Here is a 21,115-nt window from a genome sequence, read left to right as displayed (position 1 = left end):
GCAGCAAAAAGAGTCATCGCAGCAAAAAAAGTGCGTCCAACTATCCGAGTTGCAGTAATCAGAGCTGTTGCAAACAAATCGATGAAGTCTGCCGGCTTAGAGGGCGTACGGCCGTTGTGGTCTCAGGCAACGCGACGACGGTCGTTATGCACCCTGCGGTCCCGGTCGATAACAACGCCATCAATCTTCAGGGGAAAAACATTGGCATGGTGCTGCCGGCGGTCTTTGCCAGAGCGTTCTTTGAACTGACCGCCGGAGCGTTCTGTGCGGGAAGAATAGGGGGAGAGGTCAGATTGCATGGCCTCCAGTTCCTCCCGGAGATCTTCGCCGGTGATGTAGCGTTTTGCGGCGGAGACAAAAACCCAGGCTGCAATCAGGAATGCACCCAAACCGAGAATACCGATGACGGTGAGTAGCACCTCCATCAGCTTATCGTCGTGACCGAGCAATAAACCACATTCTGCTCGACTTACCTCCGCGCTGGTTTGCCCAAGTTTACCCCGTGTCAGGGGGCTTGCAAGGGCTGGGCCACTATTTTTTTACCCGTAATTACAGGCGTTTAGGGCGGATATGGCAGGGAAGTGTAAAAAATGCTGACAGCGAGTCCGAAGTGGGGTGGGAGCGCTCTATCGTGCGCCCTTTCCGAAGAGAATCACCTCGGCGGTTTGCAGGAGGACCAGAAAGTCCAGAAACAGGCTGCGGTTCTTCACGTAGTAGAGGTCAAACTCCAGCTTGTTAAAGGTGTCTTCCAGGGAGGCACCATAGGGGTAGTTCATCTGGGCCCAACCGGTGATGCCTGGCTTCACGCAGTGGCGCTTCTCATAAAAGGGCACCGTCTCATTGAGTTCGCGAACAAACTCGGGACGTTCGGGGCGGGGGCCTACAAAGGCCATGTCACCGGCCATCACGTTGATGATCTGGGGCAGCTCGTCGATACGGGTCTTGCGGATGCACTTGCCGACGCGGGTAACCCGGGCGTCATTGCTGGTGGCCCAGCGCGCCTTGCCGTCGCCCTCAGCGTTAACGGTCATGCTGCGAAACTTGATGACTTCATAGATGCGGCCGTTAAGACCCACGCGCTTCTGCTTGTACAGGATCGGAGCCCCAAAGCCGTCTTCGAGCCAGATGGCGAAGACCGTAAGCAGCATAAAAGGCCAGGCGATCATTAGCAGCAAAAAGCTCATGGTGACATCAAAGAGGCGCTTGGCGATGTTGCCCGCATCGGCTCGCTGAAAGCCGGCGCCAAAGGTAAACCAGCTGCTGTGGGCCTGGCGGATGAGCACTTTGCCGGCCTCCTGTTCAAAGAAGTCAACGATGTCCAGGACGCGAACGCCCATGCCGCGACAGCGAAGGAGATCTTCCTTGGGCATATTGTCACGACGGTCTTCCAGGGCAACGACCACTTCTTCAATGTCATTGCGTCGTACGTATTCGGAGATGGGGCAGTCCAGAGCCAGGGTTGGCTCGCCCTCGACCACGGACTCCTCGCCTACCTGGCGCACGAAGCCTACGATGCGAAAGCCGCGGCGATCGGCCTTGCGGCGCATCTTCTGACTGATAGTGGCTGCAGTGGGACCTGTACCCAGGACGAGCACGCGACGCTTGAACTGCTCAAGATCAATGAAGCGCGTCCATAAGAGACGGTTGATCAAGGCTGCGACCAGGGCGATGGCCGCTGCGAGGGCAAAGTTGCCGCGCCAGATGTGCAGGTCGGGCATCACGTAGAAAATAAGTGACATGGCGACGGTCATGAGGCCGAAAGCGCCGGCGGTGCGCAACAGTATGCCGTTAACCCCCTCGCGCAGCTTGGGCTCATACAGGCCCATGGAGAACATCGCCAGGGTGGTAACCACCGCAAAAATCACCGCCTGTAGCGGTAAGTTGTTGATCTGACTGCTAAAGCCACCGGGAAGGCCGATGAAGTAGAGAGCTGCGCCGGCGTAAATGGCCGCGCCAAAGAGCATGAGATCGATGAGCGCCAGCCAGTAGTAGCCAACGTTGATATGGTGGTTGAAGATTCTTACTGTGCCAACTAAGCCGGTCATGGTGCACCCTTCGGGTTTTCCCGTGTCCTTCAGGTTTTTCTTGCCGGAAGGACTGTGTGGTTCGCGTTGAGTCTTCACTCTAGCCAACGCCGGCGAGATTACACGCCCTCTTATAAAGAAATGTGACAGCGCGCTCAAAAATACCCGATCTGGGGTAAAAGGCAGCTTGACGGGGTGTGAGCGGGGTCACGTTTGGGGGCTGGTTGAGTGCTGGTTGGGCACCTATTGTAGGCCTGTGTGAGTCCTGTCTTAGTCCTGTGGCGGGCCCGCGGCTTTCGTAAATGCCTCTGGCAAGCCATTATGGCGCCTGCTATGGTCCGTCACTACCGAGTGCACCTTTTTGATTTATCGCGTCACACAATATTGCTACCTTTTACTGCTGTCCCTCCTGTTATCGGGCGGCAGCGCTGCAGAGGAGCTTCCCGATCTCCTTGAGCGCCTCACCCCCTCGGTGGTGGGCGTGGGAGCGGCCTACCCGTTGCGTGCCCCCACCGGGGGGCGCCCACCGCGGCGGCTCCTGGGGACAGGCTTTGTGGTGGAGTCGGAGGGTAAGAGCTACGTGGTGACCAACGCCCATGTCATTCCCACGGATTTGGACAGCGATGGCCGTGAGCAGCTGGCGGTGTTCAGTGGTCGTGGCAAGCTGTCCCAACAGCGCTTTGCCCGACTCCTGAAAAACGACGCCCAGCACGACCTGGCAGTGCTTGCCTATGAGGGTGATCGCCTGCCGGCTATGACCCTTGCTACGGATGACCGCGTGCGCCCCGGCGAGCGCGTGGCTTTTACGGGCTTCCCCATCGGCGCGGTGCTGGGACTCTATCCCATCACGCACGAGGGGATTGTCTCGGCGATCACGCCGGTGGCCCGGCCTGCCGATCAGGGCAGGTACCTGGATGCCGTGCAAATGAGTCGCCTGCGCAAACCCTTTGATGTTTATCAGCTTGATGCCATTGCCTATCCGGGTAATAGCGGCTCGGCGGTGTATCGCGTGGCCACGGGTGAGGTCATTGGCGTGATGAACAGCGTTTTCGTCAAGGAGAGCCGTGAGACCTTGCTCTCGGCGCCGTCGGGGATTGCTTATGCAATTCCCGTGAGCCATTTACGAACGTTATTGGACGAGAACTAGCTCTTGGCGAGTCTAGCTATCCCACAGCAGCTCAGCATCTCTCGGTTGCTACAGTTTTCGATCGGCGTCGTGGTGTTGGCGATTTATCTGCCAGCTGTTGCTAATTTGCCGCGGGTTGGCTCGCCTATGCTCTGGGCGCTTTTGGTCTTCGGGTTTTTGCTTATCGTCTTACCAAGGGTCTGGCTGCTTATACTTCCGGTGATTACTGTATCGGTGGATCTTGCCCCTTGGTCCGGTCGTTTTCTCTTCAGTGAGTACGACGGATTTATTGCCGTGACCCTCGCAATTTCCGCTCTGTTTTGGCGGTTTCGCGTCAGCTCGATATCAAAAACTTGGGTATTGCTGCCGCTGTTAGCATTTGTCGCGCTGCATGTTTCCAATATCAGTGATCTTTCTGCTTTTTGGCAGCCGCCCGGTCGCTTGTTTGAAAATCCCTATTATTCCTCGCAATACAGTTACAAGGTCGGTAAAGGCTTACTTTGGGGCTTTTGTTTGGCACTGCTCTTAACATCACAATTGCTAGAGAACCGCAGCGCTACGTTGCGCATGGCCATGGCCGGCGTGATTGCAGCGTCGTTCACTCTGTTTGCTTTGGCATTGTGGGAGCGCGGTAGCCTAGCCACTCTCGTAACAGCTGATAACTGGTGGCAAGTGGCGCATTCGGTTCTGAACTTCTCAAGTGCTTACCGTATAACGGGCATCTTCGCAGACATGCACACGGGGGGCGAGGTTATTGACGGGCTTATGATTTTACTACTTCCTATCGTGACACTCGCCTTTTTCCGCCAACGAACTATTTTTTTTAGCCTGCTGCTCTCTGGAGCCGTGGTCTCCCTTGGTTATTGCATTATCGTGGGTGTTACAAGGGCTACGTGGGCTGCCGCATCTGTGTCCGTCGTACTGACGCTAATAGCCCAGGTGGCGATGACGAAACGGCTACGGGGCAACGAGTTTTATGGTTTGCTGCTTAGCGTTTCGCTTACGATCTTGGCTATGGTCGAAGCTTTTTGGTTGCAGTCTACCGGGGGGAGTACTGCATTGCTTGTGTATGGCGCGACCGTCTGTGCCTGGGTTTTTCTTCAATCGATAAACTTTCTGACCGCGAGGCATCGTTCTTTCATCTACTTCGCTGTCGTGGCTGTCCTAGCTTTTTTCGCCTTTCAAGCGCATTCCGAAAGTCGTTACGCTGTTTCTAACGCTGTATCTCTCTTTGCCGTACCACTTTCTGTGCTGTGCTTTAGTGCGTTGCTTTGGGTCTCTTCGCCTAGAATTCTGGCAGTGGAGTTTTTGGCTCAGGTGAGAGTTGCTTTGGCGCTACTGATTTTTCCAGTAGGAATCGCGCTTGCGCTTACCGGTTTCAGTATGTCGGAGCGGGTAACTGCGAGCAGCAGAGACTTTGAAGCCCGTATGGATCACTGGCAGCGGGTGATTGATAGTAGCGAGCAGTACTCAACGGCTAATTGGTTGGGTAATGGTATTGGTAGTTTTCCCCGCCGGTACATTAGCGCCTATCCCGATACGCTTGCCGATATCGGTAGTTACGTAGTTATTGATGACTCTCCGCCGCGGCTTCGTATCGGCGGCGGCAGCGATCTTGCGATGATTCAACGTGTCGATGTTGAACCATATTCTGCTCTGTTGTTCCGATTACGGACACGATCTTTGGGAAAAGGCGCATTGCGAGTGATTTTATGCCGCCAGAATCAGTTGATATTTGATCGATGGGGACAAACTTGCGTGGGAGGGCTAATCCCTTACGGCCAGACGGAGTCGCCGCTGGATGAGCAGGGCTTCGAAACCCATGAAATCGCGTTCAACGCGGGCAAGGTGCCCGAGGGTCCAGCATGGACGCGATGGCCTGTGTCACTGCACATTGTACATTCTCGCGGGAAGTCCCCTGTTGAGATAACGGATTTGAGCCTTCTGGGTAGTTATGGGCAGGCGCTTTCGAACGTGGATTTCGCTCAAGGAACTGACTACTGGTTTTTTCACGCAAACTTCGCGCATTTACCCTGGCATGTGAAGAACTTGTGGCTTCAAACATGGTTTGAGATGGGGTGGCTGGGTGCCTTCTTGGGTGTTGTTTTGCTCTGGTTCGCCGCTCGGCGTGCCGTTGGAGTCGGAATTAAAGATTCAGTGGTGGTAGGGGCGTTTTTGGCAGTGATCTCGGTAGTGATTGTGGGTGCATTTGGATCCCCCTTGGATTCGGCACGGGTGAGTACCTGGTTTTACCTGCTTCTTTTTATTGCATTGCTGTATAAGAGGGAAGATGCAACAGGCTTTGACGACCTGACTGCGGAGCCTGCGTTAGCGATTGAGCCGAGGCCTAACCATGCTCGCGAGGGTGAGCTGAAGTGATCTGGCCGTTTCGCAAACCCGACGTGACCGTGCTTATGGTGTGCACGGCCAATGTCTGCCGATCCCCGGCGGCGGAGGCGCTCCTCCGCCATCACTTGCAGCAGCGGGGCATGGGGCGATCCATAGCCGTGCGCTCCGCAGGGACCGATGTCGGAGCACCGGGTCGACGCCCGGATCCGCGCGTTGTGGGTGTTCTCGAAGAGATGGGGGTAAAGGCCTCAGGAATCCGTGCCCGGCAGATCACAGAGAAGATCCTCGCTCAAGCTGATCAGATTCTCGTGATGGAGCGCAGTCACCTCGATGCGATTGTCGAACGATTTCCCGATGCGCAGGAGCGGGTGAGGCTCCTCGATGCTCAGGGCGCTGACGTTCCCGATCCCTATTTTGGTAACAAGGCGGGGGTTCGTGCTGCGGTGGAACACATCGATCGCTTAACGCGGGAGTTTGCGCAAACCCTGTCCGAGGGCTGAAGAGGCTCTTCCCCAGGCCGGCATAGGTTGCCGAAGGCCGCTGAGACCCTCCAAGGGGGCGGCATCGCAGGCAAAAGCCTTCTATACTGCGCGTTGACGCTAACTGGAAACTTTTCATGCCAAAGCCAGCAATCAATCCCGAGATGTCCTCACTCTTTATGGACTTTGCCCAGTATTTCGAGCTGTCGCTGGCCGTGACGCCAGAGCAGAAAGCACTGGTATACAGCGTGCGCTACAGTGTTTATTGCGAGGAATTTGGTTACGAAGACCCTGACGCGTTTCACAACAACTGTGAAACCGATGACTTTGATGATCAATCAATTCACTGTCTGGTAATGCACAAATCTTCAGGCTTGCCTGCGGGTTGTGTTCGCCTGGTCACGGTGGGGGAGGGCGACGGCATGCCTATGGAAAGTCACTGTAAAGGTAGTCTTGATGAGGCTTTCTTTAACAACTTTGAAAACAAGCGCGCAACGATGGCGGAGATTTCCCGTCTTGCCGTGGAAGGGAACTTTCGTCGCCGGCGCGGTGAAAGTGCTACGCGTTTTGGCAACACCAGTTCTCTGCACTTTGCGGCGCGTGAGGAGCGAACGTTCTCACTTATCGCGGTATCGTTGTTTCTTGCAGCCGCCGCTTGCGCCGACCTTGTTCGACGCAGGGATTGCTTCGCGATCATGGAGCCGTTTTTGCCAGAGATTCTCAGGCGCACGGGGATTGTCGTAAAACGGGTTGGTGGTGATTTTGATTACAAGGGCGTGCGGGCTCCCTACTATCTGAATATCGATGAGGCGGTGCGTGCTGCACCGGATGAACTCCGCCTTTGCTACGAGGTGGTGCGCAGTCAGTTTGCTGAAGTTCTCGCCCCTGATGGTGAGCGCAAGGCGTCTCGTGGTCAGGAGTCCTCCCCCTTACTGCAGCCGGGTATGATTAGCGTGGCTTAAAGCTATAGAACCTTTGCATCAGCTAAGGTTCGTGTGTAATTTTTTAACGCCCTCGTTTCTTAGATAGGAACCAACCAATCATGTTCTCCTCAAAAAACGCACTGTGTTTGTTTTTCGCCTTCTTTGTTGCCTTGGCGGGGTGTTCGCCGCAGCTGACGCCAGAAGAGTTGCTGGCTCGGGCAGAGACTGCAATCGATGAAGGTGATCTGGCGTCGGCAGAGATCGATTTGAAGTCGGTGCTTCGTGATGCTCCGGAAAACCCAAGAGCCCGTGCATTGTACGGGGCGATTAACATTCAGCGACTGGAAGCGGACGCGGCGGTAGAGCAATTCGAGCGTTCTCTGGCGGCTTTGGAGTCCGCAGAAACAAGACTCTCCTTTGCCAAGGCCCTTGTGCAGGCCGGCGAGAGCGCGGAGTTGGTATCCGAGTGGCAGATAGGTTCTTTTGTCACTATCGAGAGTGAGGCTCAGTTTCAGGCGGCACTGGCTCAGGCGTTTTTGGCGCAGGCTCAGCCTGATGAGGCAAAAGCCGCACTACAGCGAGCGCTGGCTGCCGGCGAGGCGGATGATAACTACATAGCGTTCACTCAGGCACTGGTCTCGCTACAGGTAGATCGCGATCAGGAAACAGCGCAGGAATCCCTTCAGAGCATCGTAGAGCGAGACCCGAAGCATGCGCGTGCATGGAGTCTCCTGGGCTTGCTGGCCTGGCAGAATCGAGATTTTGTGGCAGCCGAGGAATATTATGAGAAAGCGGCAGCCGCAAATCCCTATCGCGTAGGTGACCGCATCCAGTTGGTAGAGACCCAGGTGCGCCTGGGCAAAGCCGACGTGGCCAGCGCTAATTTGTCAAAGCTGGAAACACAGCTTCGTAATTACCCTGCGATTCGATTTCTGCGTGCCCAGCTTTTGTTTGACGAGGGAAACTACGAGGGTGCGATCGACCTGTTTAACCAGATCCTGTCGGTGAGCCCGGACAATCCCGGAGCACTTCTGCTCGCGGGTAACGCAAATGCCCGCATCAACAAACTCCCCATTGCGCGCAGGCACCTGGAACGTTTTCTGGAGCTGCAACCGGGTAGCACGCAAGCGGCCCTGCAACTGGCGCAGGTGAACGCCCTCATGGGAGAGCCCGGCCGAACCGAAGAACTCGCCCGGAGTCTTCTGGAGCGCGAGGCAGACAATCAAACGGCGCTCACGCTTCTGGCAAACGCCCTTGCGGCGCAGGGCATGCATGCCGAGAGTGCTCAGGTTTTTAAGCAGCTTGCTGATTTGCGACCTGAGTCAACTGAAAATCTCGTTGCACTGGGCTCTCAGCAGATTGTAGCTGGCGACCTCGATGCGGGACTGAAGCAGCTTGAGGACGCTCTTGCCGGGGACCCAGACAATAGTCTGGCGAGAGAAAGACTCATCGAGGCCAGGCTGGTGGCTCAGGATTTGGACGGGGCTCTGGAGGAAGCGTCCCGTTATGTGGAGGTTGAGCCGGACAGCACGAGGGCTCTGATCTTTCGTGGCCGGGTGCTTTTGCAAAGGCAGAACACAGACGCGGCGAGAGAGGACTTTGAAGAGGCGCTTCGGCGTGATCCTGCCAGTGTTCCGGCGCGCGGTGGATTGGCCGCGATTGCTGTGCTGGGGCAGGATCTCGAGGGCGCCCAGTCGGAGTTTGAGAAGTCTCTTGAGGCGAACCCCGGTAACCTGCAGAGTAGTTTGAATCTGGCTGTCGTCCTTGAGCGCCGGGGTGAGCTTGTCGAGATGGAGCAGGTTTTGTCCGCAGCCGTGGAAGCAAACCCCACCGCGGTTGCGCCCAGAGTGGCGCTGGCGCGAAAAGCCATGATGGACAAGCAACCTGCGATAGCGATCGAATTGTTGTCCGTCGAGGAAATCGCCCGACAAAAAGACGTTGGCGCTTTACAGACCCTGACTGGCGCGTACGTGCTTGCGGAACAGGCGGAGCTTGCGCAGTTAAGCGCTAAAGAGCTTTTGGAACTGCGTCCCAACGATCCGATGGTTCTTGCACTCTCAGCGAGAGCTGATGTTCTTTCGCAGGACTTTGCATCCGCAAGGGAGCAGTTGGAGTCAGCGCTGGAAATGGCTCCCAACGTGTCGGCCCTGCGCAAGCAGCTTATCGAAGTCCTGGTGTACGAAAGAGAGCTGGATCTCGCTATAGATCAGATAGAGCAGCTCTCGCCGGAGTCTCAGAACGAAGCTGCCGTGTTGCAGTTGCGCGGGAGAATAGCGTTAGCACAAGACGACGCCAAAGGGGCTGTGGATTGGTTGGCTCGGGCTTACGAGAAATCACCCGACAGCGAGAGCCTGTTCTTTCTTGCTACGGCGCGATTGGCCAGCGGAGAGCGCACGGAGCTCGTCGGTGAGCTGTCGAGTTGGATTGAAGCTCACCCCGAGGATGCCCGCAACCGATCAGTGCTGGCGGCTCTTCTGATTGAGACAGGTGATGAGGCCGGCGCAACGGCGCAGTATCAGACGTTAATTGACGACGGATCTGAGGACGTCGTGGCGCTCAATAACCTTGCATGGTTGATCCGAGAGCAGCAGACCTCAAAAGCGCTTGAATACATACAGCGCGCCGACCGCTTGGCGCCTGACAGTTTCAGCGTTAAGGATACCTACGCCATGGTGGAGCTTGAGCGAGGCGAGTTTGATCGGGCTTTGATGTTGAATCAAAGAGCCATCGACGGTGCACCGGACCCAAAAGAGGATTTGTTGCTCAATCGAGCGCGTATTCTTGCAGCCGCAGGTCGCGGTGATGAGGCCAGAGGCGTTCTCGAGAAACTGCTGTCGCAACCTGACGTCGAGCAGGAGCTTGAGGCGCGCGCTCTACTGGAGTCGTTGTGATCGCGGTGGTGCCAATGATTATGCTCCCGCAGCGCTTTCGGGGTGGCCTAACTCGGTAGCTGCGTCCAGATCACGACGAAAGCAGCGACCACCGCAATCCACACCACCAGCCAACCCATCGTTGGAACGTTCTGTCGGGTCTCCCGACGCCTGTCCGTGTCGTCCCGGGGGGTCTGTCGTCTGTCTTCGCTCATTGGGCGAAGAGTAAAGTGCTTTGGCAAAGATGCAAACCCTTGTCCACTGACCTTTTTGGGGTGGGGGGGTGACGGCGCTGTGCGATGGTGATCCGGGCCAGGCCTGCAGCTTACTTCTCGCGCATGCCGTACTTTTCCATCATGGAGTAGAGTGTTGGGCGAGTGATGCCCAGTAACTCCGCTGCTTCGGTCATGTTGTCATCGCTGTGGGAGAGGGCGCGCAATATTGCGGCTTTCTCCGCCTGCTCGCGTACCTGCTTGATATTGAGAGGGAGCTCGTTGGCGGCTTTCAGCGTGTCCTCCAGAGCGTCTTCCAGCTCGAGATCCTCGACGGTAACCTGGGCTCCTTCCGCCATGATGACCGCCCGTTTGATGCGGGATTCGAGTTCTCGTACGTTGCCCGGCCAGGCGTAATTACCGATGGCACGTAAAGCGTTACTGTCGAAACTTTTTACTCCGGTGCCCTTGTCTCCGGCGAAACGTGACAAAAACGATTTGGCGAGAACGACGGCATCGCCCTCACGCTCCTGAAGCGTTGGAATATTAATGACCATTTCACTGACGCGGTAGTACAGATCTTCGCGAAACTTCCCCTCAGCAATGTGCTGTTCCAGGTTTTGGTGCGTCGCACAGATCACGCGCACATCCACGGGAATCTCCTTGCGACCGCCCAGACGCTCCACGACTCGTTCCTGCAAAAAACGCAGTAGCTTCGCTTGCAGTTCCATCGGCAGGTCGCCGATCTCGTCCAGAAACAGGGTGCCACCGCTCGCATGCTCGATCTTACCGATGGTTTGCTGGCTCGCACCGGTAAAGGCACCTTTTTCGTAGCCGAAGAGCTCGCTTTCCAGCAGAGTGTCAGGAATGGCGGCACAGTTGATGGCGACCATGCGTTCTTTGGCGCGGGGGCTGAGCTCGTGAATAGCCTGGGCAAATCGCTCTTTGCCCGTGCCTGAGGCCCCCAGAAGCAGGGTGGTGATATCGGTCGGTGCAATTTTTTCTACAGTACGACAGACCTTCAGCATCTGCGGACTGACAGCGATGATGTTGTCCAGAGGCATGTTGCCGGTGGAGCGCTGCAAGGCCTGGTTCTCACGCTCAAGCTCGTACACATGCTGCGCACGTTCTACGAGAAGGGTGAGTAACTCCGGGTCTGCCGGCTTCTGGTGGAAGTCATAGGCGCCGCCCGCTATGGCTTTTACGGCATTGCCACGATCGTTGTCTCCGGTGACAACAATGACCTTGGTCTCGGGGGCCAGGGAGAGTATCTCGCCCAGCGTCGCGAGACCCTCGGTAACACCGCCGGGGTCGGGTGGCAGACCCAGGTCAAGTAGGACCACTCCAGGCTGGTGGCGGCGCAGGGCCGTGATGGCGGCCTTGCGATCACCCGCGATAATCACTTCATGGCTGTCAAAGGCCCAGCGAAGCTGACTTTGCAGCCCTTCATCGTCTTCGACTACCAGTAATGGTGTTGCCGCATCACTCACGGGCAGGCTCCGGTTGTTGCTGTAGGCTAATCATAATCTTAGTGTGCCACGCTACCAGTTACAGAAGCCGTGCCTGGTTCACAGCTTTCATCATTGTGGTCGCTCAAAAGGCTCTCATCAGCAACGGGAAGGGACACGGTAAATTGTGTACCCTGCCCCGGTGTACTGCTCACGGTAATGTCGCCTCCCAGTTGACGGACATACTCCCGTGATTCGAACGCGCCAATGCCCATTCCTGTCAGTCCCTTGGTGGATTCAAAGGGTTTGAAGAGTTTTTGCTGGACAAACTCCGGCGTCATACCGACGCCGGAGTCCTGAATGCTTACCCGGGCGGCGCCCCCTGTAACCGTGACCGTGACCATGATAACGCCGGTGTCATCGGTGGCTTCCTGCGCATTTTGTATCAGGTGACCAAAAACGGTGGTGAGTCGCTCCCGGTCAGCCACAACGGCGACCACTTCAGCGACGTCCAATGTTGGATGGGGGAGCAGCGATGCCCTTTGCCTGATGGTTTTTTCCAGCAGATCACCCAAATCAACCAGACCGGGTTCCGCCGTGCGCATGCCACTCCGCATCTGGTCCATGAGACGCTGCATACGGTTAACGGAGTTTTCGACGGTGCCAATCATGTCATCAACAAAGGCGGGGTTATGCCGGTGTTTTTGAGCGTTTGAGACCATGAGCGATTGTTGGGCCAGAATGTTTTTGAGGTCATGAATAACGTAAGCGGATAATCGATTAAAGGCATCAAACTGGCGGGCTTCTATAAGCGCGTGACTGGCGCGTTGTTGGGCCAGCAATGCCGCAGCCTGTTTGCCGGCGGTTTTCAGGAGGTCACGATCTTCCCAGTTGACGCTGTCTTTGAGATCCGTGCGGGCAAGCATCAGCAGTCCCTCGAGGGTGCCCTGAAAAAACAAAGGCACAATCAACCAGAGTTTGTCGTGATCGGCTATCCACGGAGGTAACTGCAGGTCTGTGTAGAGATCGGGCTTTCGCCGCCATTCGAGAAGATCAATCACCCAGCCGCTGTCGGTGATCCAGTGTTGCAGGTTCCCGGACTCCCGTACGTTCGGTCTATCGAGTTCCCAGGTTGCAAGTTCATTCAACTGACCCCCGTCGTTCTGGTGAAGGAGTATTCCTCCCGGGCTCTGGGTTATGGTCGCCATAGTGCGAATGATGCCCCCGGGCACGTTTTCCAGCGCTGCAAGCTCCTCGGTAAAACGCAGCCACTCCACACGGTAATCGTAGCGGTAGCTGAAAAAATGTTTGGATAGCCACACACGCAAACGCGCACGGAGAGTGCCAGAGAATAATAGAGTAACCAGTAGCGCGGAGCTGCCCGCCAGAAAGGAAACCTGCAGGACGCCGCCCCAATTGCCGCCCAGATATTTGATGAAGTACCCGATGATCGCCATAGCCAGCAAATAGGCACCGGCCGCCATAAGTGTGACCGTGTGGAACACGACGTGTCGGGATACGTGGACGTCCATGCGCCAATTGCTGTTACGCGCAATCGCAACAATCAGCCAGGGCACGCTGAGCGTTGCGACAAGGCCCCGAGCCTGCCATAGCTGGGCGTCGAGCTGGCGAAAAAGTAAGGCCTCTGCATACATGAGGAAGTCAAAGGCGAACATGATGCCCAGGCCCAGGCAGAGAAACTTCACACCCCAACGTTCCCCGGCACTGGCGTTGCGGTAAATCTGTTCCACCAGCAAGAGTCCGGTGATGGCGACCGCCAGCCAGAGCATCAGCGCATAGTCGCTGATGTCTGCAGGGCTCAGGCCCAAGGTGTCTCCGAGGGGGCGCAGTGCCAATATGCCCAGAGATACTCCGATGCCCGCCAAAAACAGCGTTAACCAGCGCCGCTGAAGCCAGACCCAGACGTTACCGCTCTCCTGAAACCCCAGAAGCTGGAGCATAAAAAAGAGCCACCCCGCGTTTCTTGCCAGTTCGCTGACCTGAATAAGAAGAATAGGTGGATATCTGTAAAGGGTGCCGGCAGCAACGATGGTGGCCCAGAGCGCCGTGGCTGTGGTGGCCATGACGAGGGCAGGTCCCAGTGGACGCACCCGCCACTGGGCCACGAGCAAAAAGCCCAGAAGCACGTAGCTCAGGGCGGCGATTGCATAAGTGAGTAGTCCGATATTGCCGTTCAAGGCCATGGTCCTGCCCTTCGATGACGTTCGACCCTATACTCTCACTTTCTTGCTGTAAATGAAGGAAGCAGAAATTGGAGAACCGGGACACAGTTGCCATCGTGGGTCTGGGGTACGTCGGTCTGCCCCTGGCTGTGGCCTTTGGTGCCCGGCAACGGACCATAGGTTTCGACCTGAATGAAGCCAAGCTCGACGCTTATCGTGAGGGGCGTGACCCCAGTGGCGAGGTGTCGCCGGAACAGTTGCGTGCCGCGACCCGGCTGGAGCTCAGCAGCGATCCTGCGGTATTGGCGCTGGCGGACGTCATTGTGGTGGTGGTCCCGACGCCGATAGACGACGCCAAGCGGCCGGATCTTAGGCCTCTGGAAGGCGCCTCACGTACCGTCGGCGGGCATATGAAGCCGGGCACGATCGTAGTTTTTGAGTCCACGGTGTATCCCGGTTGTACCGAGGAAGTTTGCGTGCCCATTCTCGAGGAGAGCTCGGGTTTATCCTGGGCGGGCCGCCAGGGCGGGGAGGCCGGGTTTTTCGTGGGGTACTCCCCGGAGCGCATAAATCCCGGTGACAAAACCCATCGCCTGGAGACCATCGTGAAAGTGGTGGCGGGGGACACGCCGCAGACCCTCGAGACCCTCTCGGCGTTGTATGGCTCCGTGGTCAGCGCAGGTATTCACTCTGCCCCCAGTATTAAAGTGGCCGAGGCGGCGAAGGTCATCGAGAACACCCAGCGCGATCTGAATATTGCCCTGATGAATGAGCTGGCGATGATCTTTGATCGCCTGGACATCGATACCCTGGATGTATTGGAGGCTGCGGGTACCAAATGGAATTTTATGCCGTTCAAGCCCGGCCTGGTGGGGGGGCACTGCATTGGCGTTGACCCCTATTACCTGACTTACAGGGCTGAAAGCGCGGGCTATCACCCGCAGGTGGTGCTGGCAGGACGGCGAATCAACGACGGCATGGGCAAGTTTATTGCCGAACAGACGGTGAAGGAACTGGCTCGCCGGGGTCTGCCCATTACGGGCGCGGCGGTCACCGTACTGGGTCTGACGTTTAAGGAAAACTGCCCGGACCTGCGTAACTCAAGGGTGCCCGACATTGTCAGTGAGTTGGCGGCCTTTGGCTGTGAAGTATCGGTGCATGATCCCCTGGCGTTTTCAGAAGACGCGCTCAGGGAATACGACATTACGTTAACCGAGTGGGACGCTCTGCAACCGGCGCAGGTGGTTGTGCTGGCCGTGCCCCACGCTTCCTATATTGAGAAGGACCTGCAGGCATTTTGTGATTTGCTGAGCGACGACGGGTTTGTGGTGGATGTGAAGGGCATGATGGATCGCGAGGCCGCGGGTAGGGTCGGGCTTACACTCTGGCGCCTGTGAACAGGCTCACAGATGGAGCAATGTTCCCGTTATTGGGCTTGTGACTGTAAAGAAAACCGACGACACTGAGATCCCAAGGTTGATAAATCGCTTTAAATGCATCCCGCAGTGGCCCGTGGTGTATAGATTGTTAGCTGTAATAGTCGCCTTGAATTAGACTTGATGCTTTGTAAAGCTGATTCGGACGCACGGAGGCCTTCAGGGCTTTATAACTATGTACGACCGCTTCTACGGATTTAGTGAAGAACCGTTCCGGCTCAGTCCGGATCACCACTTCGCCTATCAGCACCGCGGCTATAAAAAAGCGCGCGCCTACATGGCCTACGCTTTTATGCGTGCGGAGGGTTTTGTGATGGTGACCGGTCGCCCGGGCACTGGCAAAACAACCCTGGTCGGCGCGCTGATGGACGACCTCGCCGCTGAGCGCGCGCAAATTGCCAACCTGGTCTGCTCCCAGCTGCAGGCCGATGATCTGCTCAGCATGGTTGCTCATGAATTTGGTGTGGATCTTGATGTCACCAACAAAGGCCAGCAACTACAGCATCTATCGCGCCAGTTACAGAAGTGGCACCGCGAGGGGCGTCGGGCATTGTTAATAGTTGACGAGGCCCAGGACCTGTCTGTCAGTGCCATGGAAGAACTACGGTTGCTCACGAACATTCAGGTGGGCGGCAAACCGCTGTTACAGATTTTTCTGCTCGGTCAGCCCGAGCTTCGTGAATTGATTCTGCGTCCCGAAATGGAGCAGGTTCATCAACGCATCGTGGCGGCAAGCCATCTGCAGCCGTTGGAGCCGGATGAAACCGAAGAATATATCCGCCATCGTCTTAAGGCAGTCGGCTGGCAGGGCGATCCCGCCATCAGCAAGGCTGTTTATCCCCTGATATCCAAATTCTCCGAAGGCATTGCCCGGCGTATTAACCTGATCTGCAGTCGCCTGATGTTGCACGGCAGCGTCGAGGATCTGCACCGCATCGGCTCGCAGGATGTGCGGGCGGTGGTCGAGGAGCTCCAGGGTGAGAGTCTGGCAGCAGGTTCGGTGTTTACCGAGCATGATTTTGATGTGGAGGATGTCTACGAAGGCGAGCTGGAAGCGGTGCCTTCTGCGAGCGCAACTACGAGCTCAACCGAGGATACGGTTACGACGTCCAGTGAGCCTGGTTCAGGCACCACGGGAGACAGAAACGCACTCTGGCGTCGCAGGATGCGCCGACAGAGTTAATAACAGCAACAGGTCTCACCCCAGGGTTGGCAGGAAGAGGAAAGGGTATGAACACAGGGCAATTTGCAGGAACAGTGAAGGTGGTGCTCGCGTTGATGGCGAGTGCGTTTTTAGTGGCGTGTAGTAGCAAGCCTACGGTCCCTGAGGGGCAACGCTTCAGTGAGCCCGATTACAATTATGTGATTGGTCCGGGCGACACCATGGAGATTTTTGTCTGGGGTAACGAAGAGCTAACGACCACCGCGATTGTCAGGCCAGACGGCAAATTCACCACCCGCCTGGTAGAAGACCTTGAGGCGAGTGGTATGACTCCCACGCAGTTGGCTCGTGCGATCGAAGAGGCCTACGGCGAGTATGTGCGTCAGCCAGTCGTGAGCGTTATTGTTAACGGTTTTGTGGGAGTGCCCGAGCAGCAAATCCGTGTTGTTGGCGAGGCAGCGGAGCCTCGTGGTGTCCCGTTCAGACAGCATATGACCTTGTTGGATCTGATGATTGCTGTGGGCGGTATGACCGAGTTTGCCGCAGGCAATAAATCGGTACTCGTTCGAACGCATAATGGTCAGCAAACCTCATACGGTCTGCGCCTGGACGACTTGCTCCGCGATGGCGATATCTCCGCCAACATGGCGCTCATGCCCGGGGACATCGTGATCATCTCTGAGTCCTGGTTTTAATCCAACGCCCACGCAACCGATCTAGGCAGCGGAGCCAACATGCAGGAAATTATCGGTCAGGCTTTGACCTACGTCTGGGGTATCTGGCGCCATAAGTGGCTGGCTCTGGCTGTAGCCTGGGTGGTCGCATTGGGGGGGTGGGCATATGTATACAAAATGCCTGAGTCCTATGTGGCCAAAGCCAAGGTGTACGTGGATACCAACACGGTGCTGCGGCCCTTGTTGCGAGGCCTTGCCATCACGCCGGATATTAACCAGCGTGTGCGCATGATGAGCGGTACGCTCTTTAGCCGTCCCAATCTAGAAAAGCTCGCTCGGATGACTGATCTGGATCTTACGGTTACAGACGAGGAAGACCAGGAAGAACTGATCAGCGAACTGCGCGATACCATTTCTCTGGTAGGGCAGCGCGGTAACTCGTCGCTCTACAATATCCAGGTAAAACACCCTGAGCGAGACACTGCCCGACGTATCGCGCAGTCGTTGATCACGGTGTTTATCGAAAGCTCGCTGAATGAAAAGCGTGACGACAGCACCGGGGCCCAGGATTTTTTGGATGAGCAGATTGCCGACTACGAGCGGCGCCTTATTGAGTCCGAAGATCGCCTAGCACGCTTCAAGCAGCAGAATGTCGATGTACTTCCCAGTAAGGCCGGGGCCGATTACTACACCCGACTGGAGACCACTCGAGGAAGATTGCAAGAGGCTCGGCTTGCGCTTAGCGAGGCGACGGAGCGCCGGGATGCCCTGCGAGAGCAAATGAGTGGCGGTGGTTCGGTTGACGGCCTTGTTGCGGCAGGCGTTGTTACGCCCACGGATGCGCGGATTCAGCAGATGCGCTTGCGCTTGGACGGTCTTTTGGCGCGCTACACCGACAAACACCCCGAGGTGCGCCAGATACGGGGCCTGATAGAGGAACTCGAGAACCAGCGACAAGGTGAGCTACAGGCCATAAGCGAGGGTGGGCCAACGCCCGCGGGCAGTGGTCAGGGCGCCTCTGATATGCAGACTTTGCTGAGCTCCGCCGAAGCAACCGTGGCCGAATTGAACGTGCGGGTAGCAGAGTACGAGCGTCGGGAGAAGGAGCTAGCCGCCAAGGTTAACGAAATCCCGGAAGTCGAGGCGCAGCTCAAGCAGCTGGATCGGGACTATCAGGTCGTGGTGAACCAGCATACGGAACTGATGGAACGTCGAGAATCTGCGCGCTTGTCCCAGGGTGTAGAGGACAACGCCTCGGATGTGAGTTTTAGGGTAGTAGATCCACCTTTTGTGCCCAGCAGGCCGTCGGAGCCCAATAAACTGATACTCAACGTGTTGGTGCTGTTTGCAGCTTTGGGTGCGGGGGCCGGGCTGGCCTTGATTATCTCGCTGCTTCGACCCATTGTCGTGGACGCGCGCATGTTGGCAGAGGTAACCGGGCTTCCGCTATTGGGCGTGGTTACTCACAACAAGGACAATGCGGAGGTAGTACGTGATCGTCTGCGTTTTGGGGTGTTTGCCATGGCTGCCAGCTTGCTCCTGGTTGCGTTTGGTGGGGCACTGTTTGCTCCGGAGATTATCGAGCGGGTGGCGGCACTATGAGCATTATCGAAAAGGCGCTCAAGTCTAAGGGCAGCAAAACAGAAAAGGATTCGCCTGGGAAAAGTAAAGCAAAACCCTCGTCTTTGCCGGAGGCAGAGCAGCAGTCACTCAGCCAAGAAGGTACAGCGGGCTCCGCTTTTAGCAAAGAGCAGGCCCTGCGTAATGGTGAGGACTTCATCGTTGAGTCTGGCACCGGGACAAGCGATGTCGAGCAGGTGATAAACGGCGAATCAGCAACGGGGAGCGTGATAAGTGCTCCCGTTAATGTTGATCGCCCAATGCTGGAACTGCCCTTTGAAAAGCTTCAAAAGCGGGGCTTTTTGACCCCGCAGATACCCCGAAGTCGTATTGCCGAGGAATACCGGGGCATCAAACGGCCCATACTGCATAACATTGCGGGCAAGAGCTCACGGCCCATCCCCTATGCAAATCTGGTTATGGTGACGAGCGCCCTGCAGGGCGATGGCAAAACCTTCTCGTCGATTAATCTCGCGCTGTCCATCGCCATGGAGCAGGATAAGACCGTGCTGTTTGTGGATGCGGATGTAGTGCGCGCCACTGCCGGTAAGACTTTGGGGGTTCCCAGAGGCACGCCTGGCCTGATCGACCTGTTGGACGAAGACAGCAGCATCGACCCTGCCGACGTGATTGTGCGCACCAATGTCGACACCCTTCGCGTATTGCCCGCGGGGAACACCAGTGACAAGTCAACGGAGTTATTGGCTAGCGACACGATGCATCATTTTATGATCGAGCTGTCGAATCGCTACCCCGACCGCGTAATTGTATTTGATTCGCCGCCGCTGCTCCTCACCACAGAGTCCAGCGTGCTTGCATCGTTTATGGGGCAAATCGTGTTCGTCGCATCGGCTGATGTGACCCCCCAACATGCGGTACAGGAAGCACTGGAGCAAATTGGTGAAGACAAGACGGTGGGTGTGATGCTGAACCGCGCATCCCGGCGTCGCTCCAAGCTGCTGGGTATTGGTAGCTATGGCTACGGTTATGGCTATGGTTATGGGTATGGGTATGGCGCTGATCGTGAGAATGACGCCAAAGAAAAGTCGGGTATGCAATGAAGCTTAAAGCGCTGAATCGAACAGTCGGTGCAGCTGTCGCCGCAGCCATCTCCAGCCTGTTTAGCGCCTCTAGCACAGTGGGCGCAGAATGGAGTAATAGTGCGGGTCTGGCCCTTGGCTCCTACTACTCCACAAACATTTGCAGAGCCGAAACCGATGAGGAGGATAAAGTCGTTGGCACGGTGACACCGAGTGTTAACGTTCGAGGCGAGGGTGCCCGGGCAAACATGAGCTTGCGAGCTGCGGTGGAGTACAATTCTTTGGCAGAAAGTTCTGTCGAGTGTTCTCAGGGTGGAGGTTTTCCCGGTATAGATCAGCTCGAGGCTTTTGTTCCTCGCATTGACTTTGTATCAGAGGCGGAAGCTGTCGAGAACTTCCTCTTTTTTGAAGCCGACGCTTTTGCGGCTCAGAACGCAATCAACCCGTTCGTAGCTGGCGGTGACGATAACGTCAATGCCACGGGGAATACCAATATCACCTACCGTTGGGGCGTCGGTGCGCGGATTGACCGCCAGTACAGTGAGCGCTGGACAACTCTTTTACGATACAACTATAACGAACAATACAACTCCTTTAATCAGGTGCTAGGTGACAGCCAGGAGGATCGGGTCGAGATTGATGTTGGCATGATTCCAACGTCCAGTCGGTTCAGTGCCGGCATCCGTGGGCAGTATAGCGAAGTCACTTTTGAGCAGACCCCGCTACAGCCAGAGTTTGTTAACCGCTTGTCATCATTGGAGTTGCGCGCTGCATTGCAGCTGAGCCGGACATGGCAGTTTAATGGGTATGTTGGTGAAGAAGACAATGTCTTTTTGTCGAGTTCGGATGAAATAGATGGCAGTTACTGGGATGTGGGGGTCCGCTGGACGCCGAGCCAGCGTGTAACCGTTGATGCAGGTTATGGTGAGCGCTTTTTTGGCGATACTCCCAGATTCTCTATCGATTACCGACATAAACGCACTACCCTGCGAGCTAGCTATCGCAAAGACTTACAATTCCCCAGGGATATTCGAGCACCGTCGGGATTTGACCCGGACGATCCTCTCGATCCTGGGCTGGGAGTGCCTGGAGAGCCGCTTCCGGGAGCTGGCGATCCGACATTTCTCGGGCAGTCGCCAGTCTTGAATGAGATTTTCACGTTAAGTTATCTGTTTAGTGCGAGACGTAGCAGTTTCTCTTTGCGCGCCAGTGACTCTCAGCAAACGCGCGCCCGAGATGGAAGTGTGGCTGATTTTCAGACCGTTTCGGGCACGGTGTCGCGATCCCTGGGTACGGCGCTAACCGCCAACATAACTCTTAGTTGGACGCAGAACTCCGGGGGGATTGGTGTTGTTACTGAAGATTTAGTGCAGGAGTTTGAGGCATGGCGTGTGCGGGCGGGTTTCCAAAGACAGCTTGCTCAGAATACTGTACTGACCTTCAGTTACAGCTATACGGATCAGACGTCCAATGCTTCATTTAATTCGTTGCTCAACACCTTTGAGGAGCACCGGGTCGAGCTTGGTTTAAGGTTTGATTTTGGCCAATAGATTTATAGAGACGTTTTCT

Annotated in this window: 16 protein-coding genes; 11 read left to right on the top strand and 5 right to left on the bottom strand. The window is 56.3% G+C overall.

Annotated elements, in window-relative coordinates:
- Window positions 1–122: 122 nt before the first annotated feature.
- Together KT71_RS15710 and KT71_RS15705 are read right to left on the bottom strand one after the other, a co-directional pair.
- Entirely contained in the window at window positions 123–425 is a 303-nt protein-coding gene (locus KT71_RS15710) for a hypothetical protein (protein ID WP_008294373.1), read from the bottom strand.
- Window positions 426–626: 201 nt separating this feature from the next.
- Window positions 627–2,045 carry a TIGR03013 family XrtA/PEP-CTERM system glycosyltransferase gene (locus KT71_RS15705; RefSeq protein ID WP_008294374.1) on the bottom strand — a complete coding sequence of 473 codons (1,419 nt, stop codon included), beginning with the start codon at window positions 2,043–2,045 and terminating at the stop codon, window positions 627–629.
- Window positions 2,046–2,385: 340 nt separating this feature from the next.
- Between KT71_RS15705 and KT71_RS15700 the strand changes: the two genes are divergently transcribed.
- From KT71_RS15700 to prsT, 5 genes are all read left to right on the top strand, one after another.
- The gene (locus KT71_RS15700; protein WP_008294375.1) at window positions 2,386–3,171 is read left to right on the top strand and encodes a S1C family serine protease; all 786 of its coding nucleotides are present in this window, start codon (window positions 2,386–2,388) and stop codon (window positions 3,169–3,171) included.
- 3 nt (window positions 3,172–3,174) lie between these two features.
- Entirely contained in the window at window positions 3,175–5,529 is a 2,355-nt protein-coding gene (locus KT71_RS15695) for a hypothetical protein (RefSeq protein ID WP_008294376.1), read from the top strand.
- Window positions 5,526–5,999, top strand: coding sequence for a low molecular weight protein-tyrosine-phosphatase (locus KT71_RS15690; protein ID WP_008294377.1), 474 nt, complete (start codon window positions 5,526–5,528; stop codon window positions 5,997–5,999). The genes KT71_RS15695 and KT71_RS15690 overlap by 4 nt, the downstream gene beginning before the upstream one ends.
- Window positions 6,000–6,115: 116 nt before the next feature.
- Window positions 6,116–6,940 (top strand): PEP-CTERM/exosortase system-associated acyltransferase, encoded by an 825-nt coding sequence (locus KT71_RS15685; RefSeq protein ID WP_008294378.1) that lies wholly within the window; start codon window positions 6,116–6,118, stop codon window positions 6,938–6,940.
- Window positions 6,941–7,020: 80 nt separating this feature from the next.
- Window positions 7,021–9,792, top strand: coding sequence for an XrtA/PEP-CTERM system TPR-repeat protein PrsT (prsT, locus tag KT71_RS15680; RefSeq protein ID WP_008294379.1), 2,772 nt, complete (start codon window positions 7,021–7,023; stop codon window positions 9,790–9,792).
- A 47-nt stretch (window positions 9,793–9,839) separates the two neighbouring features.
- Here prsT and KT71_RS20710 read toward each other — a convergent pair whose 3' ends face one another.
- From KT71_RS20710 to prsK, 3 genes are all read right to left on the bottom strand, one after another.
- Window positions 9,840–9,986, bottom strand: a complete 147-nt coding sequence (locus KT71_RS20710) for a hypothetical protein (protein WP_154662956.1) — start codon at window positions 9,984–9,986, stop codon at window positions 9,840–9,842.
- A gap of 110 nt (window positions 9,987–10,096) precedes the next feature.
- Window positions 10,097–11,479 (bottom strand): PEP-CTERM-box response regulator transcription factor, encoded by a 1,383-nt coding sequence (gene prsR / locus KT71_RS15675; protein ID WP_202962468.1) that lies wholly within the window; start codon window positions 11,477–11,479, stop codon window positions 10,097–10,099.
- Between the two features lie 32 nt (window positions 11,480–11,511).
- Window positions 11,512–13,635 carry an XrtA/PEP-CTERM system histidine kinase PrsK gene (prsK, locus tag KT71_RS15670; RefSeq protein WP_008294381.1) on the bottom strand — a complete coding sequence of 708 codons (2,124 nt, stop codon included), beginning with the start codon at window positions 13,633–13,635 and terminating at the stop codon, window positions 11,512–11,514.
- Window positions 13,636–13,703: 68 nt separating this feature from the next.
- Between prsK and KT71_RS15665 the strand changes: the two genes are divergently transcribed.
- From KT71_RS15665 to KT71_RS15640, 6 genes are all read left to right on the top strand, one after another.
- Window positions 13,704–15,011, top strand: coding sequence for a nucleotide sugar dehydrogenase (locus KT71_RS15665; RefSeq protein WP_008294382.1), 1,308 nt, complete (start codon window positions 13,704–13,706; stop codon window positions 15,009–15,011).
- Window positions 15,012–15,225: 214 nt separating this feature from the next.
- Window positions 15,226–16,233, top strand: coding sequence for an ExeA family protein (locus KT71_RS15660; RefSeq protein WP_008294383.1), 1,008 nt, complete (start codon window positions 15,226–15,228; stop codon window positions 16,231–16,233).
- Window positions 16,234–16,280: 47 nt separating this feature from the next.
- The gene (locus KT71_RS15655; RefSeq protein WP_023660174.1) at window positions 16,281–16,907 is read left to right on the top strand and encodes an XrtA/PEP-CTERM system exopolysaccharide export protein; all 627 of its coding nucleotides are present in this window, start codon (window positions 16,281–16,283) and stop codon (window positions 16,905–16,907) included.
- Window positions 16,908–16,946: 39 nt separating this feature from the next.
- Window positions 16,947–18,488 (top strand): XrtA system polysaccharide chain length determinant, encoded by a 1,542-nt coding sequence (locus KT71_RS15650; RefSeq protein WP_008294385.1) that lies wholly within the window; start codon window positions 16,947–16,949, stop codon window positions 18,486–18,488.
- Window positions 18,485–19,567 (top strand): XrtA-associated tyrosine autokinase, encoded by a 1,083-nt coding sequence (locus KT71_RS15645; protein WP_008294386.1) that lies wholly within the window; start codon window positions 18,485–18,487, stop codon window positions 19,565–19,567. The genes KT71_RS15650 and KT71_RS15645 overlap by 4 nt, the downstream gene beginning before the upstream one ends.
- Entirely contained in the window at window positions 19,564–21,096 is a 1,533-nt protein-coding gene (locus tag KT71_RS15640) for a TIGR03016 family PEP-CTERM system-associated outer membrane protein (RefSeq protein WP_008294387.1), read from the top strand. The genes KT71_RS15645 and KT71_RS15640 overlap by 4 nt, the downstream gene beginning before the upstream one ends.
- Window positions 21,097–21,115: the final 19 nt, after the last annotated feature.

Origin of the sequence: Congregibacter litoralis KT71, from assembly GCF_000153125.2 — a bacterium.
Lineage (GTDB): Bacteria > Pseudomonadota > Gammaproteobacteria > Pseudomonadales > Halieaceae > Congregibacter > Congregibacter litoralis.
The sequence above is the reverse complement of the archived record's forward strand: the minus strand, read 5'-3'. Positions and strand labels throughout refer to the sequence as shown.

Excerpts from the sequence above, each read along its gene's own strand:
- KT71_RS15710 (WP_008294373.1), bottom strand. The coding sequence starts at position 425 with ATGGAGGTGCTACTCACCGTCATCGGTATTCTCGGTTTGGGTGCATTC.
- KT71_RS15705 (WP_008294374.1), bottom strand. The coding sequence starts at position 2,045 with ATGACCGGCTTAGTTGGCACAGTAAGAATCTTCAACCACCATATCAAC.
- KT71_RS15685 (WP_008294378.1), top strand. The coding sequence starts at position 6,116 with ATGCCAAAGCCAGCAATCAATCCCGAGATGTCCTCACTCTTTATGGAC.
- prsT (WP_008294379.1), top strand. The coding sequence starts at position 7,021 with ATGTTCTCCTCAAAAAACGCACTGTGTTTGTTTTTCGCCTTCTTTGTT.
- KT71_RS20710 (WP_154662956.1), bottom strand. The coding sequence starts at position 9,986 with ATGAGCGAAGACAGACGACAGACCCCCCGGGACGACACGGACAGGCGT.
- prsK (WP_008294381.1), bottom strand. The coding sequence starts at position 13,635 with ATGGCCTTGAACGGCAATATCGGACTACTCACTTATGCAATCGCCGCC.
- KT71_RS15660 (WP_008294383.1), top strand. The coding sequence starts at position 15,226 with ATGTACGACCGCTTCTACGGATTTAGTGAAGAACCGTTCCGGCTCAGT.
- KT71_RS15655 (WP_023660174.1), top strand. The coding sequence starts at position 16,281 with ATGAACACAGGGCAATTTGCAGGAACAGTGAAGGTGGTGCTCGCGTTG.
- KT71_RS15650 (WP_008294385.1), top strand. The coding sequence starts at position 16,947 with ATGCAGGAAATTATCGGTCAGGCTTTGACCTACGTCTGGGGTATCTGG.
- KT71_RS15645 (WP_008294386.1), top strand. The coding sequence starts at position 18,485 with ATGAGCATTATCGAAAAGGCGCTCAAGTCTAAGGGCAGCAAAACAGAA.
- KT71_RS15640 (WP_008294387.1), top strand. The coding sequence starts at position 19,564 with ATGAAGCTTAAAGCGCTGAATCGAACAGTCGGTGCAGCTGTCGCCGCA.